This window comes from Pseudoalteromonas sp. CNC9-20 (assembly GCF_022347875.1).
Lineage (GTDB): Bacteria > Pseudomonadota > Gammaproteobacteria > Enterobacterales > Alteromonadaceae > Pseudoalteromonas > Pseudoalteromonas ruthenica.
In genome coordinates this window covers 254,271-271,236 of sequence record NZ_JAKRFS010000004.1, presented here as the reverse complement: position 1 = coordinate 271,236, position 16,966 = coordinate 254,271, and the positions used below count along the sequence as shown (strand labels likewise).

Annotated in this window: 13 protein-coding genes; 3 read left to right on the top strand and 10 right to left on the bottom strand. The window is 47.9% G+C overall.

Annotated elements, in window-relative coordinates; genetic code table 11:
* Positions 1 to 18 precede the first annotated feature (18 nt).
* The 4 genes from phoU to MHM89_RS11635 form a co-directional block, all read right to left on the bottom strand.
* Positions 19 to 720, bottom strand: coding sequence for a phosphate signaling complex protein PhoU (phoU, locus tag MHM89_RS11650; protein WP_022945410.1), 702 nt, complete (start codon positions 718 to 720; stop codon positions 19 to 21).
* A 63-nt stretch (positions 721 to 783) separates the two neighbouring features.
* Entirely contained in the window at positions 784 to 1,608 is an 825-nt protein-coding gene (pstB, locus tag MHM89_RS11645; RefSeq protein WP_022945409.1) for a phosphate ABC transporter ATP-binding protein PstB, read from the bottom strand.
* Positions 1,609 to 1,637: 29 nt separating this feature from the next.
* Positions 1,638 to 3,287 carry a phosphate ABC transporter permease PstA gene (gene pstA / locus MHM89_RS11640; RefSeq protein WP_026111175.1) on the bottom strand — a complete coding sequence of 550 codons (1,650 nt, stop codon included), beginning with the start codon at positions 3,285 to 3,287 and terminating at the stop codon, positions 1,638 to 1,640.
* Between the two features lie 16 nt (positions 3,288 to 3,303).
* Positions 3,304 to 5,535 (bottom strand): ABC transporter permease subunit, encoded by a 2,232-nt coding sequence (locus MHM89_RS11635; protein WP_239408858.1) that lies wholly within the window; start codon positions 5,533 to 5,535, stop codon positions 3,304 to 3,306.
* A gap of 331 nt (positions 5,536 to 5,866) precedes the next feature.
* On the opposite strand from MHM89_RS11635, the gene MHM89_RS11630 reads away from it, so the two are divergent.
* The 3 genes from MHM89_RS11630 (at position 5,867) to MHM89_RS11620 (ending at position 10,031) form a co-directional block, all read left to right on the top strand.
* Positions 5,867 to 6,367, top strand: a complete 501-nt coding sequence (locus tag MHM89_RS11630; RefSeq protein WP_022945406.1) for an ACT domain-containing protein — start codon at positions 5,867 to 5,869, stop codon at positions 6,365 to 6,367.
* Positions 6,368 to 6,478: 111 nt separating this feature from the next.
* Positions 6,479 to 8,554: a polyphosphate kinase 1 gene (gene ppk1, locus MHM89_RS11625; RefSeq protein WP_138507976.1), complete on the top strand. Its 2,076-nt coding sequence runs from the start codon at positions 6,479 to 6,481 to the stop codon at positions 8,552 to 8,554.
* Positions 8,541 to 10,031 (top strand): exopolyphosphatase, encoded by a 1,491-nt coding sequence (locus MHM89_RS11620; protein WP_239408856.1) that lies wholly within the window; start codon positions 8,541 to 8,543, stop codon positions 10,029 to 10,031. Before ppk1 ends, MHM89_RS11620 begins: the two co-directional genes overlap by 14 nt.
* Here MHM89_RS11620 and MHM89_RS11615 read toward each other — a convergent pair.
* The 6 genes from MHM89_RS11615 to MHM89_RS11590 form a co-directional block, all read right to left on the bottom strand.
* Entirely contained in the window at positions 10,017 to 10,472 is a 456-nt protein-coding gene (locus MHM89_RS11615; RefSeq protein WP_026111172.1) for a hypothetical protein, read from the bottom strand. The genes MHM89_RS11620 and MHM89_RS11615 overlap by 15 nt on opposite strands.
* Before the next feature lie 108 nt (positions 10,473 to 10,580).
* Positions 10,581 to 11,303: a glutaredoxin gene (locus MHM89_RS11610; protein ID WP_239408855.1), complete on the bottom strand. Its 723-nt coding sequence runs from the start codon at positions 11,301 to 11,303 to the stop codon at positions 10,581 to 10,583.
* Complete coding sequence (locus MHM89_RS11605) at positions 11,300 to 14,419, bottom strand: efflux RND transporter permease subunit (protein WP_151173434.1); 3,120 nt, start codon at positions 14,417 to 14,419, stop codon at positions 11,300 to 11,302. Before MHM89_RS11605 ends, MHM89_RS11610 begins: the two co-directional genes overlap by 4 nt.
* A complete protein-coding gene (locus MHM89_RS11600; protein WP_239408854.1) occupies positions 14,416 to 15,873 on the bottom strand; it encodes an efflux RND transporter periplasmic adaptor subunit in 1,458 nt (485 codons plus the stop codon). The genes MHM89_RS11605 and MHM89_RS11600 overlap by 4 nt, the downstream gene beginning before the upstream one ends.
* Positions 15,874 to 15,938: 65 nt before the next feature.
* Positions 15,939 to 16,289 carry a hypothetical protein gene (locus MHM89_RS11595; protein WP_151173436.1) on the bottom strand — a complete coding sequence of 117 codons (351 nt, stop codon included), beginning with the start codon at positions 16,287 to 16,289 and terminating at the stop codon, positions 15,939 to 15,941.
* A 23-nt stretch (positions 16,290 to 16,312) separates the two neighbouring features.
* Positions 16,313 to 16,939 carry a paraquat-inducible protein A gene (locus MHM89_RS11590; RefSeq protein ID WP_045979217.1) on the bottom strand — a complete coding sequence of 209 codons (627 nt, stop codon included), beginning with the start codon at positions 16,937 to 16,939 and terminating at the stop codon, positions 16,313 to 16,315.
* Between the last annotated feature and the right edge of the window lie 27 nt (positions 16,940 to 16,966).

Below are 16,966 nucleotides of genomic sequence, written 5' to 3'. Positions count from 1 at the left end.
CTTTATTTTCTAAAATAATTACAGTGTCTTAGCGATATCTTCTTGGGAGATATGGCGAATATCCTTGCCGTTGACGAAATAAATCACATATTCGGAAATATTCTGACAACGGTCGCCAATGCGCTCCAAAGAACGTACCGACCAAATTAAGTCCATTACCTTGGGAATTGAACGCGGATCCTCCATCATATAAGTCATGATTTGGCGGGTGAGTGCTTCATACTCACGGTCCACTTTTTCATCCGCTTTGTGCACTTCAAAGGCCTTCTGCGCGTCCATACGGGCAAACGCATCCAATACGTCATGTAACATGATTGACACTAAGCGACCCATATTTTCAATGTTATTGAGCAACCCTTGCTGATCTTTAGTGAAAGAGTCTAATGCTACTTTGGCAATGCGCTCAGCCTCATCACCAATACGCTCTAAATCAGCAATAGTTTTGGCAATGGCAACAACTAAACGTAAATCACTGGCCGCTGGTTGGCGTTTAGCGATGATGCGCGTGCACTCCTCGTCAATGTTCACTTCCATGGCATTCACGCGGTAGTCATTAGCTTTAACCTTTTTTGCCAACTCAGCATCGTTTTTACTGACTGCATCAAGGGCACTGTTTAGTTGTTGCTCAACTAACCCACCCATGCTCAGTACATGGTTACGCACACTCTCTAGCTCTTCATTAAACTTGCCGGAAATGTGTTTGTTTATATTGTGTTCCATAATCGCCTTCTCAAAATTCTACTCTAGTAATCATAGCAACAAGCGTTGCAACATGCCGCGAGATTAACCGTAACGACCGGTAATGTAGTCTTCGGTTTTCTTCTTACTAGGGGTGGTGAACAGAGTATTAGTATCGGCATACTCAATAAGCTCACCCATATACATAAATGCCGTTTGATCAGATACCCGCGCCGCCTGTTGCATGTTGTGCGTTACGATCACTACGGTGAACTTGTTTTTGAGCTCACTGATCAACTCTTCAATAACCAGCGTTGAAATGGGATCCAGCGCCGAGGTTGGCTCATCCAGCAATAACACTTCTGGTTCGATGGCGATAGAGCGAGCAATCACTAAACGCTGCTGCTGACCTCCAGAGAGACCAAATGCACTGTCGTGTAGACGATCTTTGACTTCGTCCCACAATGCCGCGCCACGTAATGACTTTTCCACCACTTCATCGAGTTTACGCTTGTCTTTAATGCCTTGTAGGCGCAAGCCATAAACCACATTCTCATAAATAGACTTAGGGAATGGATTCGGGCTTTGAAACACCATGCCAACGTTACGGCGCAACGCTGCCACATCCACACGCTTGTTGTAGATATTCTCGCCGTGAAGCAGAATTTCACCGTCGATACGGCAGCTATCTACCAGGTCGTTCATACGATTGATACAACGTAGTAATGTTGATTTACCACAACCCGATGGGCCGATAAACGCAGTTACCTGACCTTTAGGAATATCCATACTGACATCACTCAGCGCTTGCTTCTCGCCATAGTAAAGGTCGAGATTTTTAATCTGCAATGCTGTTTGCTCTGGCGTTAGGTTATTCAAATCTAGCTTATCGCTGCTTGATGCATTTACCTGGGGTGCAACTGTAATCATAACTTTGTTACCTATCTCAATTCTTTACATTACTTATCTAGGGCGCGGAACTTTTCACGCAAGTGGTTACGAATACCAATTGCGGTGATGTTCAAGGTGATAATCACCGTCACCAGTAAAAACGCGGTTGCATAAACCAAGGGTCGCGCAGCCTCTACGTTCGGGCTTTGGAAGCCGACGTCATAAATATGGAAGCCTAAGTGCATAAATTTACGGTCTAAGTGCACATAAGGGAAGTTACCATCTAACGGTAAGGTCGGAGCCATTTTTACCACCCCAACTAGCATCAACGGCGCCACTTCGCCCGCCGCGCGCGCTACCGCCAGAATAAGGCCGGTCATAATCGCTGGGCTCGCCATTGGCACCACGATGCGCCACAATGTTTCCGCTTTAGTGGCACCTAGGGCGAGTGAGCCTTGACGCACTGAACCCGGGATTCGAGAAAGTCCTTCTTCGGTGGACACAATCACTACCGGCAAGGTCAAAATCGCCAGGGTCAAGGCCGACCACATTACCCCAGGCGTACCAAACACGGGGCTAGGCGCCGCTTCAGGGTAAAATAGCTGATCTAAACTGCCACCTAACATATAGACAAAGAAACCAAGACCGAATACCCCGTACACAATCGACGGTACACCTGCGAGGTTAATCACCGCGATACGGATCATCTTCGTCACCGCATTTTTCGCTGCGTATTCGTGTAAGTAGATAGCGGCCACCACCCCAAAGGGTGTCACGATCACGGCCATTAGCATCACCATAAACACGGTACCGAATATTGCTGGGAAAACGCCACCTTCGGTGTTCGCTTCACGCGGGTCATCGGCGATGAACTTGCCCAACTGACCAAAGTAATGACCAAGCTTGGCAAAGAAGCCCATGTTATTTGGCTGCCAAAAATCAAGCACTTGATAAAGCGGTAAGGTCACCATTTCACCGCGCATGTCTCGCACGATCACTTTGTCTCGCTTGGCGGCGTCACGCAACGCAAAGAGCTCTTTCTCATAGCCTTTATAAGCTTCACGCAAACGTTTACGCTCGGCTTCAAGCTCAGCCATGTGCTCGGGTGTTAGGTCATTATCAAGCTCATACGCACGCTCTTGTAGACGTAATTGCTCAAGTTCATAGTTAATGTGACCGATTTCACCGTTTTGTAAATCAAGCGCCTGCTCATTAAGCTCAACCGCGCGCTCGACCAGCTCTTCTAATTTGGCGACCTTGTCGCCTTGAACCAGCTCACCTTGCTCATAGACCTGCTCAATATAACCATAGAAGTTACCATTTTTAGAGCGTTCAAACACTGCGAGCTCTTTCGGCGTCGACTGTTTTTGGATGTCGGTTTCTAATAACCAACGGAAATCCAAATCAACATACTCACGGTTACCGGTTTTAATTAGGTAACGGGTAATCTCTTCGGCGCCATAGTTTTTTAACTCAACCCCGGAAGCTCGTACTCGACTAGCAGGCACCGCCTCGCGATCATAGATTTCACCAATGACCGTTTGCTGAGGTACAGAGCCTTGCACTTCAAACTGGTGTACTTCTGATGGCCAGAAAAAGCTTAGGCCACGCCATGCAATTAGCGCTAACAAGCCAATTACAGAAATCAAACTGATGCTTACAGCACCACCGGTCATCCAAATCCAAGGAGAACCAGACTTAAACCACTGTCTTACCATGTCGTGTCTCCTCTAATTACAGTGAGCTGTATTTTTCACGCAGACGCTGACGAACAAACTCAGCAAGCGTGTTAAACACGAAGGTGAAAATAAAGAGCACAAAGGCTGCCAAGAATAGAATGCGATAGTGTGAACTACCCACTTCAGATTCCGGCATCTCTACGGCAATGTTTGCTGCTAACGTACGCATACCTTGGAAGATACTCCAATCCATAATCGGGGTATTACCGGTGGCCATGAGTACGATCATGGTTTCACCCACGGCGCGCCCTAAGCCCATCATAACCGCCGAGAAAATACCCGGACTCGCTGTCAGCAAGACCACCCGTACTAGGGTTTGCCACTGGGTGGCACCTAGAGCTAGAGAGCCTTGCGTAAGGTGACGAGGAACACTGAATACTGCGTCTTCGGCAATCGAAAATATGGTCGGAATAACGGCAAAGCCCATGGCAATACCTACCACCAACGAGTTGCGCTGATCGAAAGTCATACCCAATTCATTGGTAATAAACTGACGTGCATTACCATCAAATAACCAGTTCTCGACGCTGCCGCTCATAGCAAAGGAGACCCAGCCAACCAGTAGCACAACCGGCACCAAAATAATTGAGTGCGCTCCATCAGGGATGCGATGACGGATCTGCTCAGGCAGTTTTGTCCAAGCAAAGGCGGTGCTTATAATGGCAACGGGCAGCAATATCAACAACGCGACTATGGCAGGCAAGTTTTCCTCAATCAAAGGCGCTAACCAAAGACCAGCAAGGAAACCGAGAATAACGGTTGGTAAGGCTTCCATAATTTCAACGGTGGGCTTCACCACTTTGCGTAGTTCGCTAGACATAAAGTAAGCGGTATACACAGCAGCAGAAAGTGCAATGGGCACAGCAAATAGCATGGCGTACATCGCCGCTTTAAGAGTACCGAAAGAAATTGGGATCAGTGAAAACTTAGATTCAAAGTCATCACTGGCCGACGTTGATTGCCAAATATAATCAGGCTCAGGGTAGCCTTCATACCAGACTTCCTGCCACAACCCAGACCAAGTTACCTCCGGGTGCTCATTCTCAATTTCTATCACCTTCACTTGGTTATCAGCCAAGATCAGCGCCGCATTTGAACGCGGAGCAATGGCAAAGTTTTTGATCATGCCATCGGCCACTTTGCCTTGCCATAGTTTCGCTTCACTGGTGGTGTAATACACCCCTAGCTCACCATTGTCACCGGCAGTAAAGAAAGTGCGGCGATAAAATTCGGTGTAAATATCTATGGCTTTTTGCTTTGAAGTTTCAAAGGCGCGGATTTTCTTAAAGGCTTTGCCGTCATCGGTATTCACCTCAAACCACTGCGATACTTCGCCATTGTCGTTTGCCAGCATCAGTGAATTGGCGCCAGCAAGCAGCTGCGCGGAAATAATGTTGGCATTTTCTTCGTTGGCAGCAAGTACTTGAGTCAGCTCTACGTCGCTGGCATAACGGCTGTTATAGATATAGATTTGGTTGGCTGAACGCACGAAAACGCGACTGCCGTCGGGCGAGATCAACAGCTCATCAATGCGGCCATCGATGTTAAGCTCGGTTTGTTCAGCCACCCACTCAACCTCGCCGGTCATGAAGTTTTCTTCACCGACATAGGCGCTAAATACCACTCGCTTGTCTGCGGTTAGGGCCACCATCACCACTTTTTCTTCACTTTGCGAGAACGCAAAACGTGTAATGGCCTGACCTTGTGGGTCAACCTCTAGCGGCTTTTCGCCTAATGGGTAAGTCAAACGTGGAGTTAACTTGCGCTGATTATTAGGGAAGCTCACCATAAAGCTTGGCTTGACGATAACCGCCTCACCATTGCTTAACCCATAGGCATATAAACCTTGGTGCGGTGCGCTAGACGCAAAGCTGGTCACGTCTGCAGGAAGAGCCGTTTTCAGCTCGGTCATTTGTTGACCAAAGCCTTGCTCTTGAATGTTGTAAAAGTCCACCGCCCCGTCGCGCTTAAGGAGATAGGCAATTTCGGTTTGTTCTTCAAGCCCTAAGCCGACAACATCCTGTTGTGCAACATCAAAGCTTGCACGCTCTTCGATGTGCGCAGACTCAAAAATAGGTTGCACCACATAGAGGAGATAGAAAAATATCAGCAACAGCGCCACGAGCACCATTACCCCGCCAGAGGTAATGCCAAACTGGGCTATCTTGTCTTTAAATAGACGGCTTCTATCCGTGCTAAATGTTAAGTTTTGCGGATTGGAAGTCATCAATACACCCTTATATCTTTACGATGCGCGGATTATATTTCATCAAAATGACAGTTTTGTTACATAACGGAAAAACTAGTACGAAATGAGTAAAAAACAACCAACACTACCAAGACTGTTTTTACATCTGGTTATGACCTATAGCAAATTGCCATTGCGAAGAATTGGACAAACCCCGAAAAGGGGTCAATACTTGCTCATAGCGAGCACGTGAAGACCACCTTAACTTTTTAATAATTATACGTTTATCTATCTTATTTTAAGGCTGTGCTCGAAAAAGGCAGCCGCATGAGCTGACTAAATTTCCACAATAATAAAGAGACCGTTATTTATGCAGCAGTTAGTACTGACCGTATTAGGCCAAGATCGTCCCGGCCTCGTTGAAGAACTTTCCTCCGTCATCTTAGATCATCACGGCAATTGGCTAGCCAGCAACCTCTCACATCTCGCTGGTAAGTTTGCTGGTATTGTTCAGGTCGAGGTCGCTGAAGAGCACCTGAAAGAGCTTCAAGACGCACTACAACAATCCCCTCACTTAGAGATCCGTATTGAATCAGGAGATAAACTCGCCAATGACACGCCTGAATGTTTAAACCTTGCGATCACAGGAAATGATAGACCTGGTATAGTGCAAGAATTAGCCGCGGTGATCCGTCACAAAGGCGCCAACATCACGCACCTGACGTCGAAGCAACAAAGTGCTCCTAACTGGGGTTCGCCCTTATTCAGTGCGGTTGCTACGGTTACCTTGCCAGCGGGAATGCAGCGCGATGTCGTGATCGACGCTCTGGAATCAATCACCCCAGATGTTATCGTTGATATAGAAAGCTAAAAACAACTTGTATCTACTAAGAAGATGACAGCGCTGTTATGTCATCTTCTGGTCATACTGCGGTAATAAATTAATACACTCACGCAGACTCTCTTCTACACTGAGTGTATTATGAAACCGGAACATATTGTTATGCAGGCGAGCTACTACCCCAAAGAGCTCAGTTGGCTTTCTTTTAACGAGCGCGTACTGCAAGAGGCAAAAGATAAAAACAACCCTATCATTGAACGCATTCGCTTTCTGGGCATATTTTCCAACAATCTTGATGAATTTTTTCAAGTGCGCGTTGCTGACGTAAAGCGTCGTATCCTGCTGAACAAACTTCCAGATGCAAATTTCGATGAAGATGAAGCCCTGATGCAGCAAATTCAGGACAAAGTACTTAAGCTAGGGCAAGACTTTAACGTTATCTATGATGATATCTTAGTGGCCCTCAACGAGCACAATATTCATGTTGACCGACCCGAGCAGCTCAGTGAGTTTCACCAGCAATGGCTGTTAGCATATTTTAAATCTGAGGTATTAGAGCACCTGTCGCCCATTCTGCTTGATCAAAACAAAAACTATTCCGAGCATATCAACGACACCATGACCTATTTATTTGTCGAAATGCGTCATGAGAAAAGCCATTATGCATTGTTGGAAGTGCCGACCAACCGACTACCACGTTTTGTGCAATTACCTGCGGAAAAAACCCGCCGCCACAAAACTATCGTCCTGCTTGATGACATCATTCTCTATTATCTTGAACAGGTATTTGCCAGCTTTTTTAGCTTTGACGCCATTCGTGGTTTCGCCATTAAGCTCACTCGTGATGCTGAATATAACCTCGACGATGAAATCGAAGAAGGCCTGTTGGATAAAATGTCAAAAGGTCTAAAACAGCGGTTGCGCTCAGAGCCTGTGCGTTTAGTGTACGACAGTGCCTTGCCCGGAGAGATGCTCAAAGCACTAAGACGACGCTTGGGGATCACTCGCTATGATGCCCTGATCCCTGGCGGCCGCTATCGCAACTTTCGCGACTTTTTAGCCTTTCCCAATGTCGGCCGGCGCTACCTTGAGAACCGCCCACTGGCAACCATTCGCTCACACACTTTTGATCATTTCACAAGCGTATTTGATGCCATTAGCCATCAAGACATTCTGCTGTATTACCCCTACCATACCTTCAATCACTTTTTGAACTATGTGCGCCAAGCATCTTTCGACCCCGACGTATTACATATAAAAGTCAATATTTATCGCGTTGCCAGTCAGTCGCGGTTAATTGGTGCGCTGGTGAATGCGGCAAAGAATGGCAAGAAAGTAACCGTTATGGTGGAATTAAAAGCGCGCTTCGATGAACAAAATAATATCCAATGGGCAAAGAACTTGGACGAAGCTGGGATCAAGGTGATCTTTGGCATCCCTTCTCTCAAAGTGCACTCCAAACTGTGCGTGATTCATCGTAAAGAACACGGGCAAATTGTGCAATATGCACATATTGGCACCGGCAACTTCCATGAAAAAACAGCAAAAATATACACGGACTTTAGCTTATTCACTCGCGATCCCGAGATATGTGAAGAGTGCGATAACGTATTTAAGTTTATCGAGCACAGCTACAAACACTTTAAGTTTAAGCATCTGATGGTCTCACCTGTGAATGCGCGTGAGCGTATCGATGAGTTGATTGATGAGCAAGTAACGCTAGGAAAGAAAGGTCACATTTTTATCAAGGTCAATAACTTAGTTGATAAAGAGTTAATTGATAAGCTGTATATCGCGGCCCAGGCAGGGGTTAAAATAAGGCTGATCATTCGTGGCATGTGCTCTTTGGTACCCGGCATCAAGGGGTTCAGTGACAATATTAAAATCATTAGTATCGTAGATCGTTTCCTAGAGCATCCTCGGGTGATGGTCTTTGGCAGCGCTGAGCATACCCAGGTATTTATTTCATCCGCAGACTTGATGACACGTAACCTTGATCACCGGGTAGAAGTAGGCGTCCCTGTTTATAATCGCAGCTTACAGCAGGTAATCATCGATATTCTCGAGTTACAGTGGCGCGATCGCAGTAAAGCCCGTGTGATTGACGCCGAGCAAAGAAATCATTACGTTCGTCGAGGGAACAAGAAAAAAATCCGCTCGCAAATTGCCATTCATGATTACTTAAAGAAATGGGAAAGCAATCGTGCACACCAATGATGTCACTACTTTCGCTGCTGTCGATTTAGGCTCCAACAGCTTTCACTTGTTGCTAGCAAGAGAGGTTGATGGTCGTTTAGAGGTGTTACACAAAGAAAAGCAGCGCGTATATCTTGCCGCTGGCCTTGATAACAACGACTGCCTGAGTGATGAGGCCATAGAAAGAGCGGTCAGCGTTTTACGGCAATTTGCTCGCACTCTCATCGATTTTCCTGCCGCCAACGTTAAGGTGGTTGCGACCTATACCTTACGCCGGGCGCGCAATATCAAAAGCTTCATGCGCCGTGCTCGTTCGGTGTTTCCATTTCATATCGATGTTATTTCTGGTCAAGAGGAAGCACGCCTCATTTATCAAGGCGTCGCCCAACATGTACACCACGAGGGGCTGCGTTTGGTGATTGATATCGGTGGTGGTAGTACCGAGCTGGCCATCGGAGAGCATCACCAACACCTGCGTTTGAGCAGCAGAAACATGGGTTGCGTGAGCTATTCGCAACAGTTTTTTGCTGACGGGCGTATCTCAAAAAAGCGCTTTAAACGCGCAATTGTTAAAGCCGAGCAAGAGTTAGAGTCTATCGCGAATAGCTTCACCCAATTAGGTTGGCAACATGTACTGGCCACCTCAGGCACAGCCAAAATGCTCAGCGCCCTGTGCCATCAAGGTGACTTAACCCAGCCACTTACCCAATCAGCATTGGCAACCTTGATTGAAGCGAGCTGCGACTCAGGCCATATAGAGCGATTGGAATTTGCCGAGCTCAGCGAAGAGCGGCGACCCACTTTTTGTGGTGGCCTAGCGATTCTTTACGCCGTGATGACGTTTTTTGATATTGATGCACTCACCTACTGTGACTTTTCACTGCGCGAGGGCATTCTTTACGAGCTCACAGAGCTGCACGCGCACAAAGATATACGTGTTGCCACGATAGCCAATATTTCCACTCGATATGTGGTTGACAGTGAACATGCGGCCAATGTCAGTGCCACCTTGCAATGGCTCTTTCCTCATATTGAGCAGCCTTGGCAGTTAAACCATGAGGATGATCTGCCCGTGCTTTTATGGGCAGCTCAGCTGCATGAAGTCGGCTTAAGCATAAACTCATCTGGATTACATAAACACAGTGCCTACATTATTGCTAATAGCCAACTTCCGGGGTTTACCCAAGAGCAACAGCAGTTACTTGCATGTCTTATTCGCTTTTACAGAAAAAAAATTAAGCTCAAAGCGTTGCCTGAGTTTATTGCGCTTCCTTCACTAACGTTGAAGCGCATGATTGCCCTATTTCGCCTTGCTGTCTTAATGAATCAAAAGCGCCAAGCCAAGCAAAAGCCTGACTATAAAATCAGCGCAGAAAGTCGTGCGCTCACGTTGCAACTTGGCAAGCAGTGGCTGTCTGATAACACCTTGCTCGCTGCCGACCTCGAGGCCGAGCAGCAACAATGGAAAAAGCTAGGGCTAGATTTACACGTCTTTTAGGCGATTAGCGCTTTGCATCATTTGTTGTAGCGCATTTTGTTCAGTGAGCAGTATTTGCGAAAGCACGTCTTTACAATCTTCAATCTCTGCACGCTCGGTAAGGTACTGATACAGATCGATAACCTGTTGATGTTTTTTGGCTAGGTAGTTTTGTACTTGCTGCTCATCATGGGCCATATCGGCACTTAATGATTCGAAGTCAATCAGCTCTGGATTTTCGGCAAAATACTCATAGCACCAAGTATTTAACGCATTAGAGCTGGTTAATATTTTAAAACTGGCAACGTCAGCAGCAAGCTTCCCCTCATACCCACTTAGATAATCTAACAGCATGGCACAGCGCTTATCGCTGCTTAAGCCGAGCTGTTCAAAATTGGCAGCAAGTCGGTTGTGAAATTCCACTGTCCAATCCAGTACATGATTAATCTTTTTAACTTGCATATAGCCTCCTTTAAATAGTGTTTTATACACAGCAAGTTTCATGCACAAAAAAGCCCGTTGTCACACGGGCTTCTTAATGCAATGGGCATCCACTGTTAGGTAATTATTTCACCCTAGGGTGTAAAAGATCCAAAGACCCATTACCAACATGATGGCGTTTTCAGAAAAGCTGACGGCCCCTAAAGGGACGGATTGATTACCACCAACACACGCACAGTTGAGGTCACGCTTATCGATATATACGGCTTTAAATACCGATATCCCGCCAATAAGACCAGCAAAAGTCGCAATCACAGCCGTCGCCCATGGCCATAAGCCGCTGAGCATCCCCAGTCCGGCGGCAAGCTCTAAAAACGGATAAATGTACCCATAAGCAGGGAGCTTCATGGTCAGTAGGTCATACTGTTTAAAGCCATTAACAAAACTGCCTATATCCATCAATTTTAACAGCGCCAATAAACACAGTGATGCGCCCATAAAACTCATCACTAAGGTCGATAATTGCCATCCCATATGCCCGGCGCTTAGCGCAAGAGCGATAGTAAAAGCGGTGCTAAATACTGCTATAACGGGCGTATAGCTTTGCTCATCGTCTTGTTCATCGCTCTGTACACCAAAGTGCTGCTGTAAATCATCGAAGCCGCCAATACGCTCACCATCCAAGATGATTTGCGGTGTAGTGCCAACATCGAAGCGAGATTTAAGTGCTTGCTCCTCTTCCTTATCGGCAAAAACATGATCTTCATAGTCAACATTCTGGCTATCAAGGAGCGCAATGGCCTTTTCACCAAATGGACAACTCGGTTTGCGATAAATATGATTATTACTCATCTCGACTCCTTGTTTGTGTGTTTTACCCGCCATAAGAAATACACAGCTGGGATAACGATCAGTGTCAGCAACAATGCACTTGCCATGCCACCGACCATAGGTGCGGCAATGCGGCTCATAACCTCACTGCCGGTACCGCTGCCATAGAGTACGGGTAACAGCCCAATAATAATGGTCGCAACCGTCATCATTACAGGGCGCACTCGCAATCCAGCACCGGTTTTAATCGCTTGGCGTAACTGAGCCGGTGTTAATGGCCCATGCTGGAGCTTGGCCTCATCATAAGCTTGATTTAAATACACCAGCATAATCACGCCAATTTCTACGGCGACACCGGCAAGAGCGATAAAGCCCACACCCACAGCCACCGACAGGTTGAATTGCATCAGGTAAAGCAACCACACCCCACCGATAAGCGCCAATGGCACCGTGCCCATGATAATGGCGACCTCAGCAAAACGGCGAAAGTTTAAAAACAACAAAATAGCGATAATAGCGAGGGTCAAGGGCACCACATAACTGAGCTTGGCTTTCGCCCGCTCCATATATTCATACTGACCCGCAAAACGCAGTGAGTAGCCAGGAGGTAACTCCAAAGACTGCTGCAGATAGGCTTTAGCTTCACTAACATAGCTGCCCATATCGACGTTATTGATATCGACAAACGTCCAGCCGTTAATGCGCGAGTTTTCGCTCTTGATCCCCGCAGGCCCCGAAGTGACGCGAATGTCGGCAACATCATCGAGCTGTAATTGCACGCCAGTAGGGGTAATAATGGGCAACCTCCCTAAACTTTGTGGCGAATCACGGTAGCTTTGCGGAAAGCGCAGGTTAATGGGGTAACGCTGTTGCCCTTCGATAGTTTGCGTTAGGGTTTGCCCCCCTACCGCAGTGGCAATCATGCTTTGCACTTGCGCCATAGACAGCCCATAGCGGCCAAGCAGCGCGCGGTCAAAACGAATATCTAAATAGCGTCCTCCTGCCACCCGCTCAGAGTATACCGAGGCGGTGCCGGGAAAGTCTTTCAATAAACGCTCAATATCCTGACCAATTTCTTGAATTTTATTTAAATCTGGCCCCGCCACTTTGATCCCCACCGGGGTTTTAATACCGGTGGCGAGCATATCGATCCGGGTTTTTATCGGCATCACCCAAGCATTGGTTAACCCAGGAAATTTAACGAGGGCATCTAACTCGTCCTTAAGCTTATCGATGGTCATGCCCTCACGCCACTGGCTCTTTGGCTTAAACTGAATAAAGGTTTCAATCATGGTCAATGGTGCAGGATCTGTGGCGGTATCAGCGCGGCCTATTTTACCGAATACCGATGCCACCTCTGGCACGGTGCTGATCAATTTATCGGTTTGTTGCAGTAGTTCTCGCGCTTTACCGATTGATAACCCTGGATAAGTGGTGGGCATGTACATTAAGTCACCTTCATCCAAAGGCGGCATAAATTCGCTCCCCAGCTTACTCAGTGGGTAGTAGGTTGCCCCACCCACTGCCAGCACTAATAACAAAGCAATCTTAGGGAAACGCAATACGCCACCGAGCAGCGGCCGATAAAGCGCAACCAATAGCCGGTTTAATGGGTTTTTATTCTCACTGACTACCTTGCCACGAATAAAGTAGCCCATAAGTACAGGGACCACGGTAATAGCAAGGCCGGCAGCGGCCGCCATTGCATAGGTTTTGGTGAACGCCAGCGGCGCAAACAAGCGCCCCTCTTGGGCTTCAAGAATAAACACCGGCAAAAAGCTCACTGTGATAATAAGCAAGCTAAAAAATAGCGCCGGCCCCACTTCGGCCGCCGACTGCGCAACAATACGCCAGCGGTTATCCTTGTTTAGCGGCTCTCGCTCCATGTGTTTATGCATGTTTTCTATCATCACAATAGCGCCATCGGTCATTGCCCCAATGGCGATAGCAATCCCGCCCAACGACATGATATTGGCGTTAATTCCCTGCATATACATGACGATGAATGCCACTAAGATACCCAGCGGTAAGGTGATCACCGCCACCAGCGAAGAGCGCAGGTGAAAAAGGAAGGCCGCGCACACCAATGCCACAATGATGAGCTCTTCAAGCAACTTATCAGCTAAGTTATCAATAGCGTTGCCGATGAGATTTGAGCGGTCGTACACCGGGACAATTTCCACGCCGTCGGGCAGGCTGCCACGCAGTTCATCTAGGCGCGCCTTAACACCATCAATCGTACGCTGAGCATTCTCACCAAAGCGCATCACCACAATACCGCCAACAACCTCACCTTGACCGTTAAGTTCAGCTATACCCCGGCGCATTTGCGGCCCCAGCGTCACTCGCGCCACATCGCGCAGCAGCAAGGGCACACCATTGTTTTGAATCCCCAACGGCGTTTGCGCTAATGCGTCAGTAGATTGAATATAACCGGTCGCAGTGACCATATACTCGGCTTCGGCTTGTTCTATCACAGAGGCGCCAATCGCCTGGTTGTTATCTTTTACCGCCCGTGCCACCATCGCCACAGGAATGTCGTAGGCGCGTAATTTTTGCGGGTCGAGCTCAATTTGATACTGCTTTACCATGCCACCGACCGTGGCCACTTCGGACACCCCGTGCACCGCTTGCAGTTCGTACTTTAGCAACCAGTCCTGAATACTGCGCAGTTCACTTAAATCATGGCTGCCTGTGGTGTCAGTGAGGGCATAAATGTACACCCACCCGACCCCGGTGGCATCGGGACCCAGACGCGGCTGAGCGCTGCTCGGTAGGTCTCCCTCTACTTGTGACAAATACTCTTGTACGCGTGAGCGGGCCCAGTACATATCGGTGTCATCATCAAAAATGATGTAGACGTAAGAATCGCCAAAGAACGAAAAACCGCGCACGGTTTTTGCCCCCGGCACTGACATCATGGCGCTGGTGAGTGGAAAGGTGACCTGATCTTGTACCACCTGAGGGGCTTGACCAGGGTAGCTGGTTTTGACAATCACCTGCACATCGGACAGATCTGGAATTGCATCAACCGGGGTGTTCTTTAAGGTATATAAACCAGCCCCAGTGAGCATCAAGGTCATTAAAACCACTAGGGCTCGGTTTTTTATCGACCAATGAATAATTGCCGCGATCATGATGCACCTTCCTGCTCGCTTAGGATCTCAATATCGGTGATCACAAATTGCCCTGCGCGTATCTCAAAACGAAAGCGGATTTGCATACCTTCACTGAGAAAATCAGTGGCCAGCCCGGCATCTAATTTGAAGTCCATAGTCGTCGCTTCGCGATTCCATTTTGCAATCGGACCTCGCGCGATACGTAGGGTACGCTCAGCGTGATTAATGGCTTTTACTTCACCGTTCACCCTAGCATGGGCATAATCGCGTTTATCTAAGCGCGCCAGCTCAGCTTGTTTATTCGACTCGGAATCCAGTAAGAACTGACCCGAGGTCACTATTTCTTGGCCTGGCTCTAAGCCGGCGAGAATCTCAACCCATGAATCGGCCACGCGACCGGTGTGCACCGCTACCGATTTAAAGCGTCCATCGCCGAGAGCCAGCACCACACGCTGTCCTTGCGCGGTATTAATTACCGCTTGCTGGGGCACACTCAAGGTCGGGGCGTTATTGCTGGCATCAATGACAACTTTGGCAAACATATTCGCCTTGAGCGCACCATTTGGATTGGCAAAGCGCAATCTCACTTGGGCTGTGCGCGTCGTCGTATCAAGGCTAGGGTAGACGTATTCAACGCTGCCACGCCAGCGCATTTGTGGTAAGTAATCCAGCGTCATCACCGCGTCTGCGCCTTCGTTTAAATACGGCAATTGACGCTCATGGACATCGACAATCACCCATACTTGGTCGGTTGCAGCGATATCCATTAATGAATTTTCGGGCTTAACGTAAAAGCCTTCGCGCACATTAAGCTGCTCAATCACACCATCTTGTCGCGCATAATAGGTGATGTTCTGCTGCACCTTGCGTGTTTCGGTGAGCTCCTCGATAAAGCTGGGGGCAATTTTAAACGCTTTCAGGCGAGCGACTGCGGCGCTGCGCAGCACCTCGTCTTGGCTATTAAGGGCAAGAATAAATTCCTTTTGAGCGTTGACTAAATCAGGGCTATACAAAGTATATAAAGGCTGGCCCTGACTGACTTTCGCGCCTGCAGATTTAACATAAAGCTGTTCAACCCAACCCGCCACTCGCGGGTGCACATGAACCATGGCTTCTTCATCGTAGCGAATATTGCCAAACGATGTAATCGAGTTAACCAGTTGCCGCTTGGACACTTGCGCACTGCGAACACCGAGGTTGTTCTCAACACTGGCGCTAATGGCAATGACGCCCGGCTCATCTTCAGGCTCGTCATAGACCGGCACCAAATCCATCCCCATAGGAGATTTTCCCGGACCATCGCGGCGATAGCTGGAGTCCATTGGCGCGACCCAGTAGAGCGGCTGTTTCTCAGCGCTTTGTTGTTCTTCGGTTGATGATGCGGGTGCATCATCGTGACTTACTTGGGTCACACCCCAAGTAACTGCAGCCGCAATACCCATCGCGAGTGCATACTTCACTAATTGTTTCATTTTGCTTACCTAGAAATAGAGATATCAACAGTATGTTGCTGTGCGCCGGACGCACTGGTGCTAGGTCAAGCGATAATAGGGGGTCTAAATAGGCTGGTGGCGAGTCGCGTGGGGGCACGACTCGGTTGTAGATGTGACTTCGTCGCAACAACGGTACTTGCAACAACCATGCTGTTGGCTATAAAAGCTTGGGCATGACACAAACTATCTGGGCAGGTGCACTGCATATCCTGCTCGCAACAGTCATGTTGACTGGGCTGGCTATCGGCCATAACCGCGTGATGTGCCATCATCGAACTCATAGCATCATTTTGCTGTTGCATATGAGTACACTGGCTTTGCACCGACGCACTCACCGGCGTGCTAGTTAAAACTAGCAGCAATAAGGTGATGATGTAATGCGTCACTTTCGCCATAGTGAATGAAAGCCTTGGTTAGGTTATTTGCTATGTGTTTGCAGCTCGCGCCGCATCTCTTGGTTAATCAGTATACTTGATATAATCGACATCAGGCAATACGCGAAAAACAACCAAAAACCAATGTGCAGTTGCGCGTTCATATCCACAAGCTGCCCAAAGTGGTCATCAGCATTACCTCCTAGATAGGTAATAATTAGCGCTAAAACAAAGACATCGGCCATACTCCACTTACTTAGCAGAGCACTTAGCCAATGTAGCTTTAAACGCCATTGCCGTGTGTTTATCAGCATTGCTAATAATTGTAAGCAGGTTTTAAACAGCGGTATAAGCAGTGAAAATGCTCCCACTAATACTGCGACCAGCACGTTGTCATGGTGATAGAGTTCACTCACCGTCCCCCAAATACTGCGCGTTTTGCCGTAGGCGTCTATTTGCCCCTCGAGCTTATCTAGTCCCAACATTTGTGACAGCATACTGAGCATACGCCGACTCTGCGAGTCGGATTCAGCTACCAAGGCATCCACTGCGGTATTGGCTAGTTGTGACTTTTCAATTTTTGCCTCGATAGTCAACGCCGGCTGAGTAACCGCCACCGCAAGAAGCGCCAAGGACCCAAGCAAAAACAATACGATAACAATGCGACCCACAAACGCGCTCCAAATTTATAACTCAAG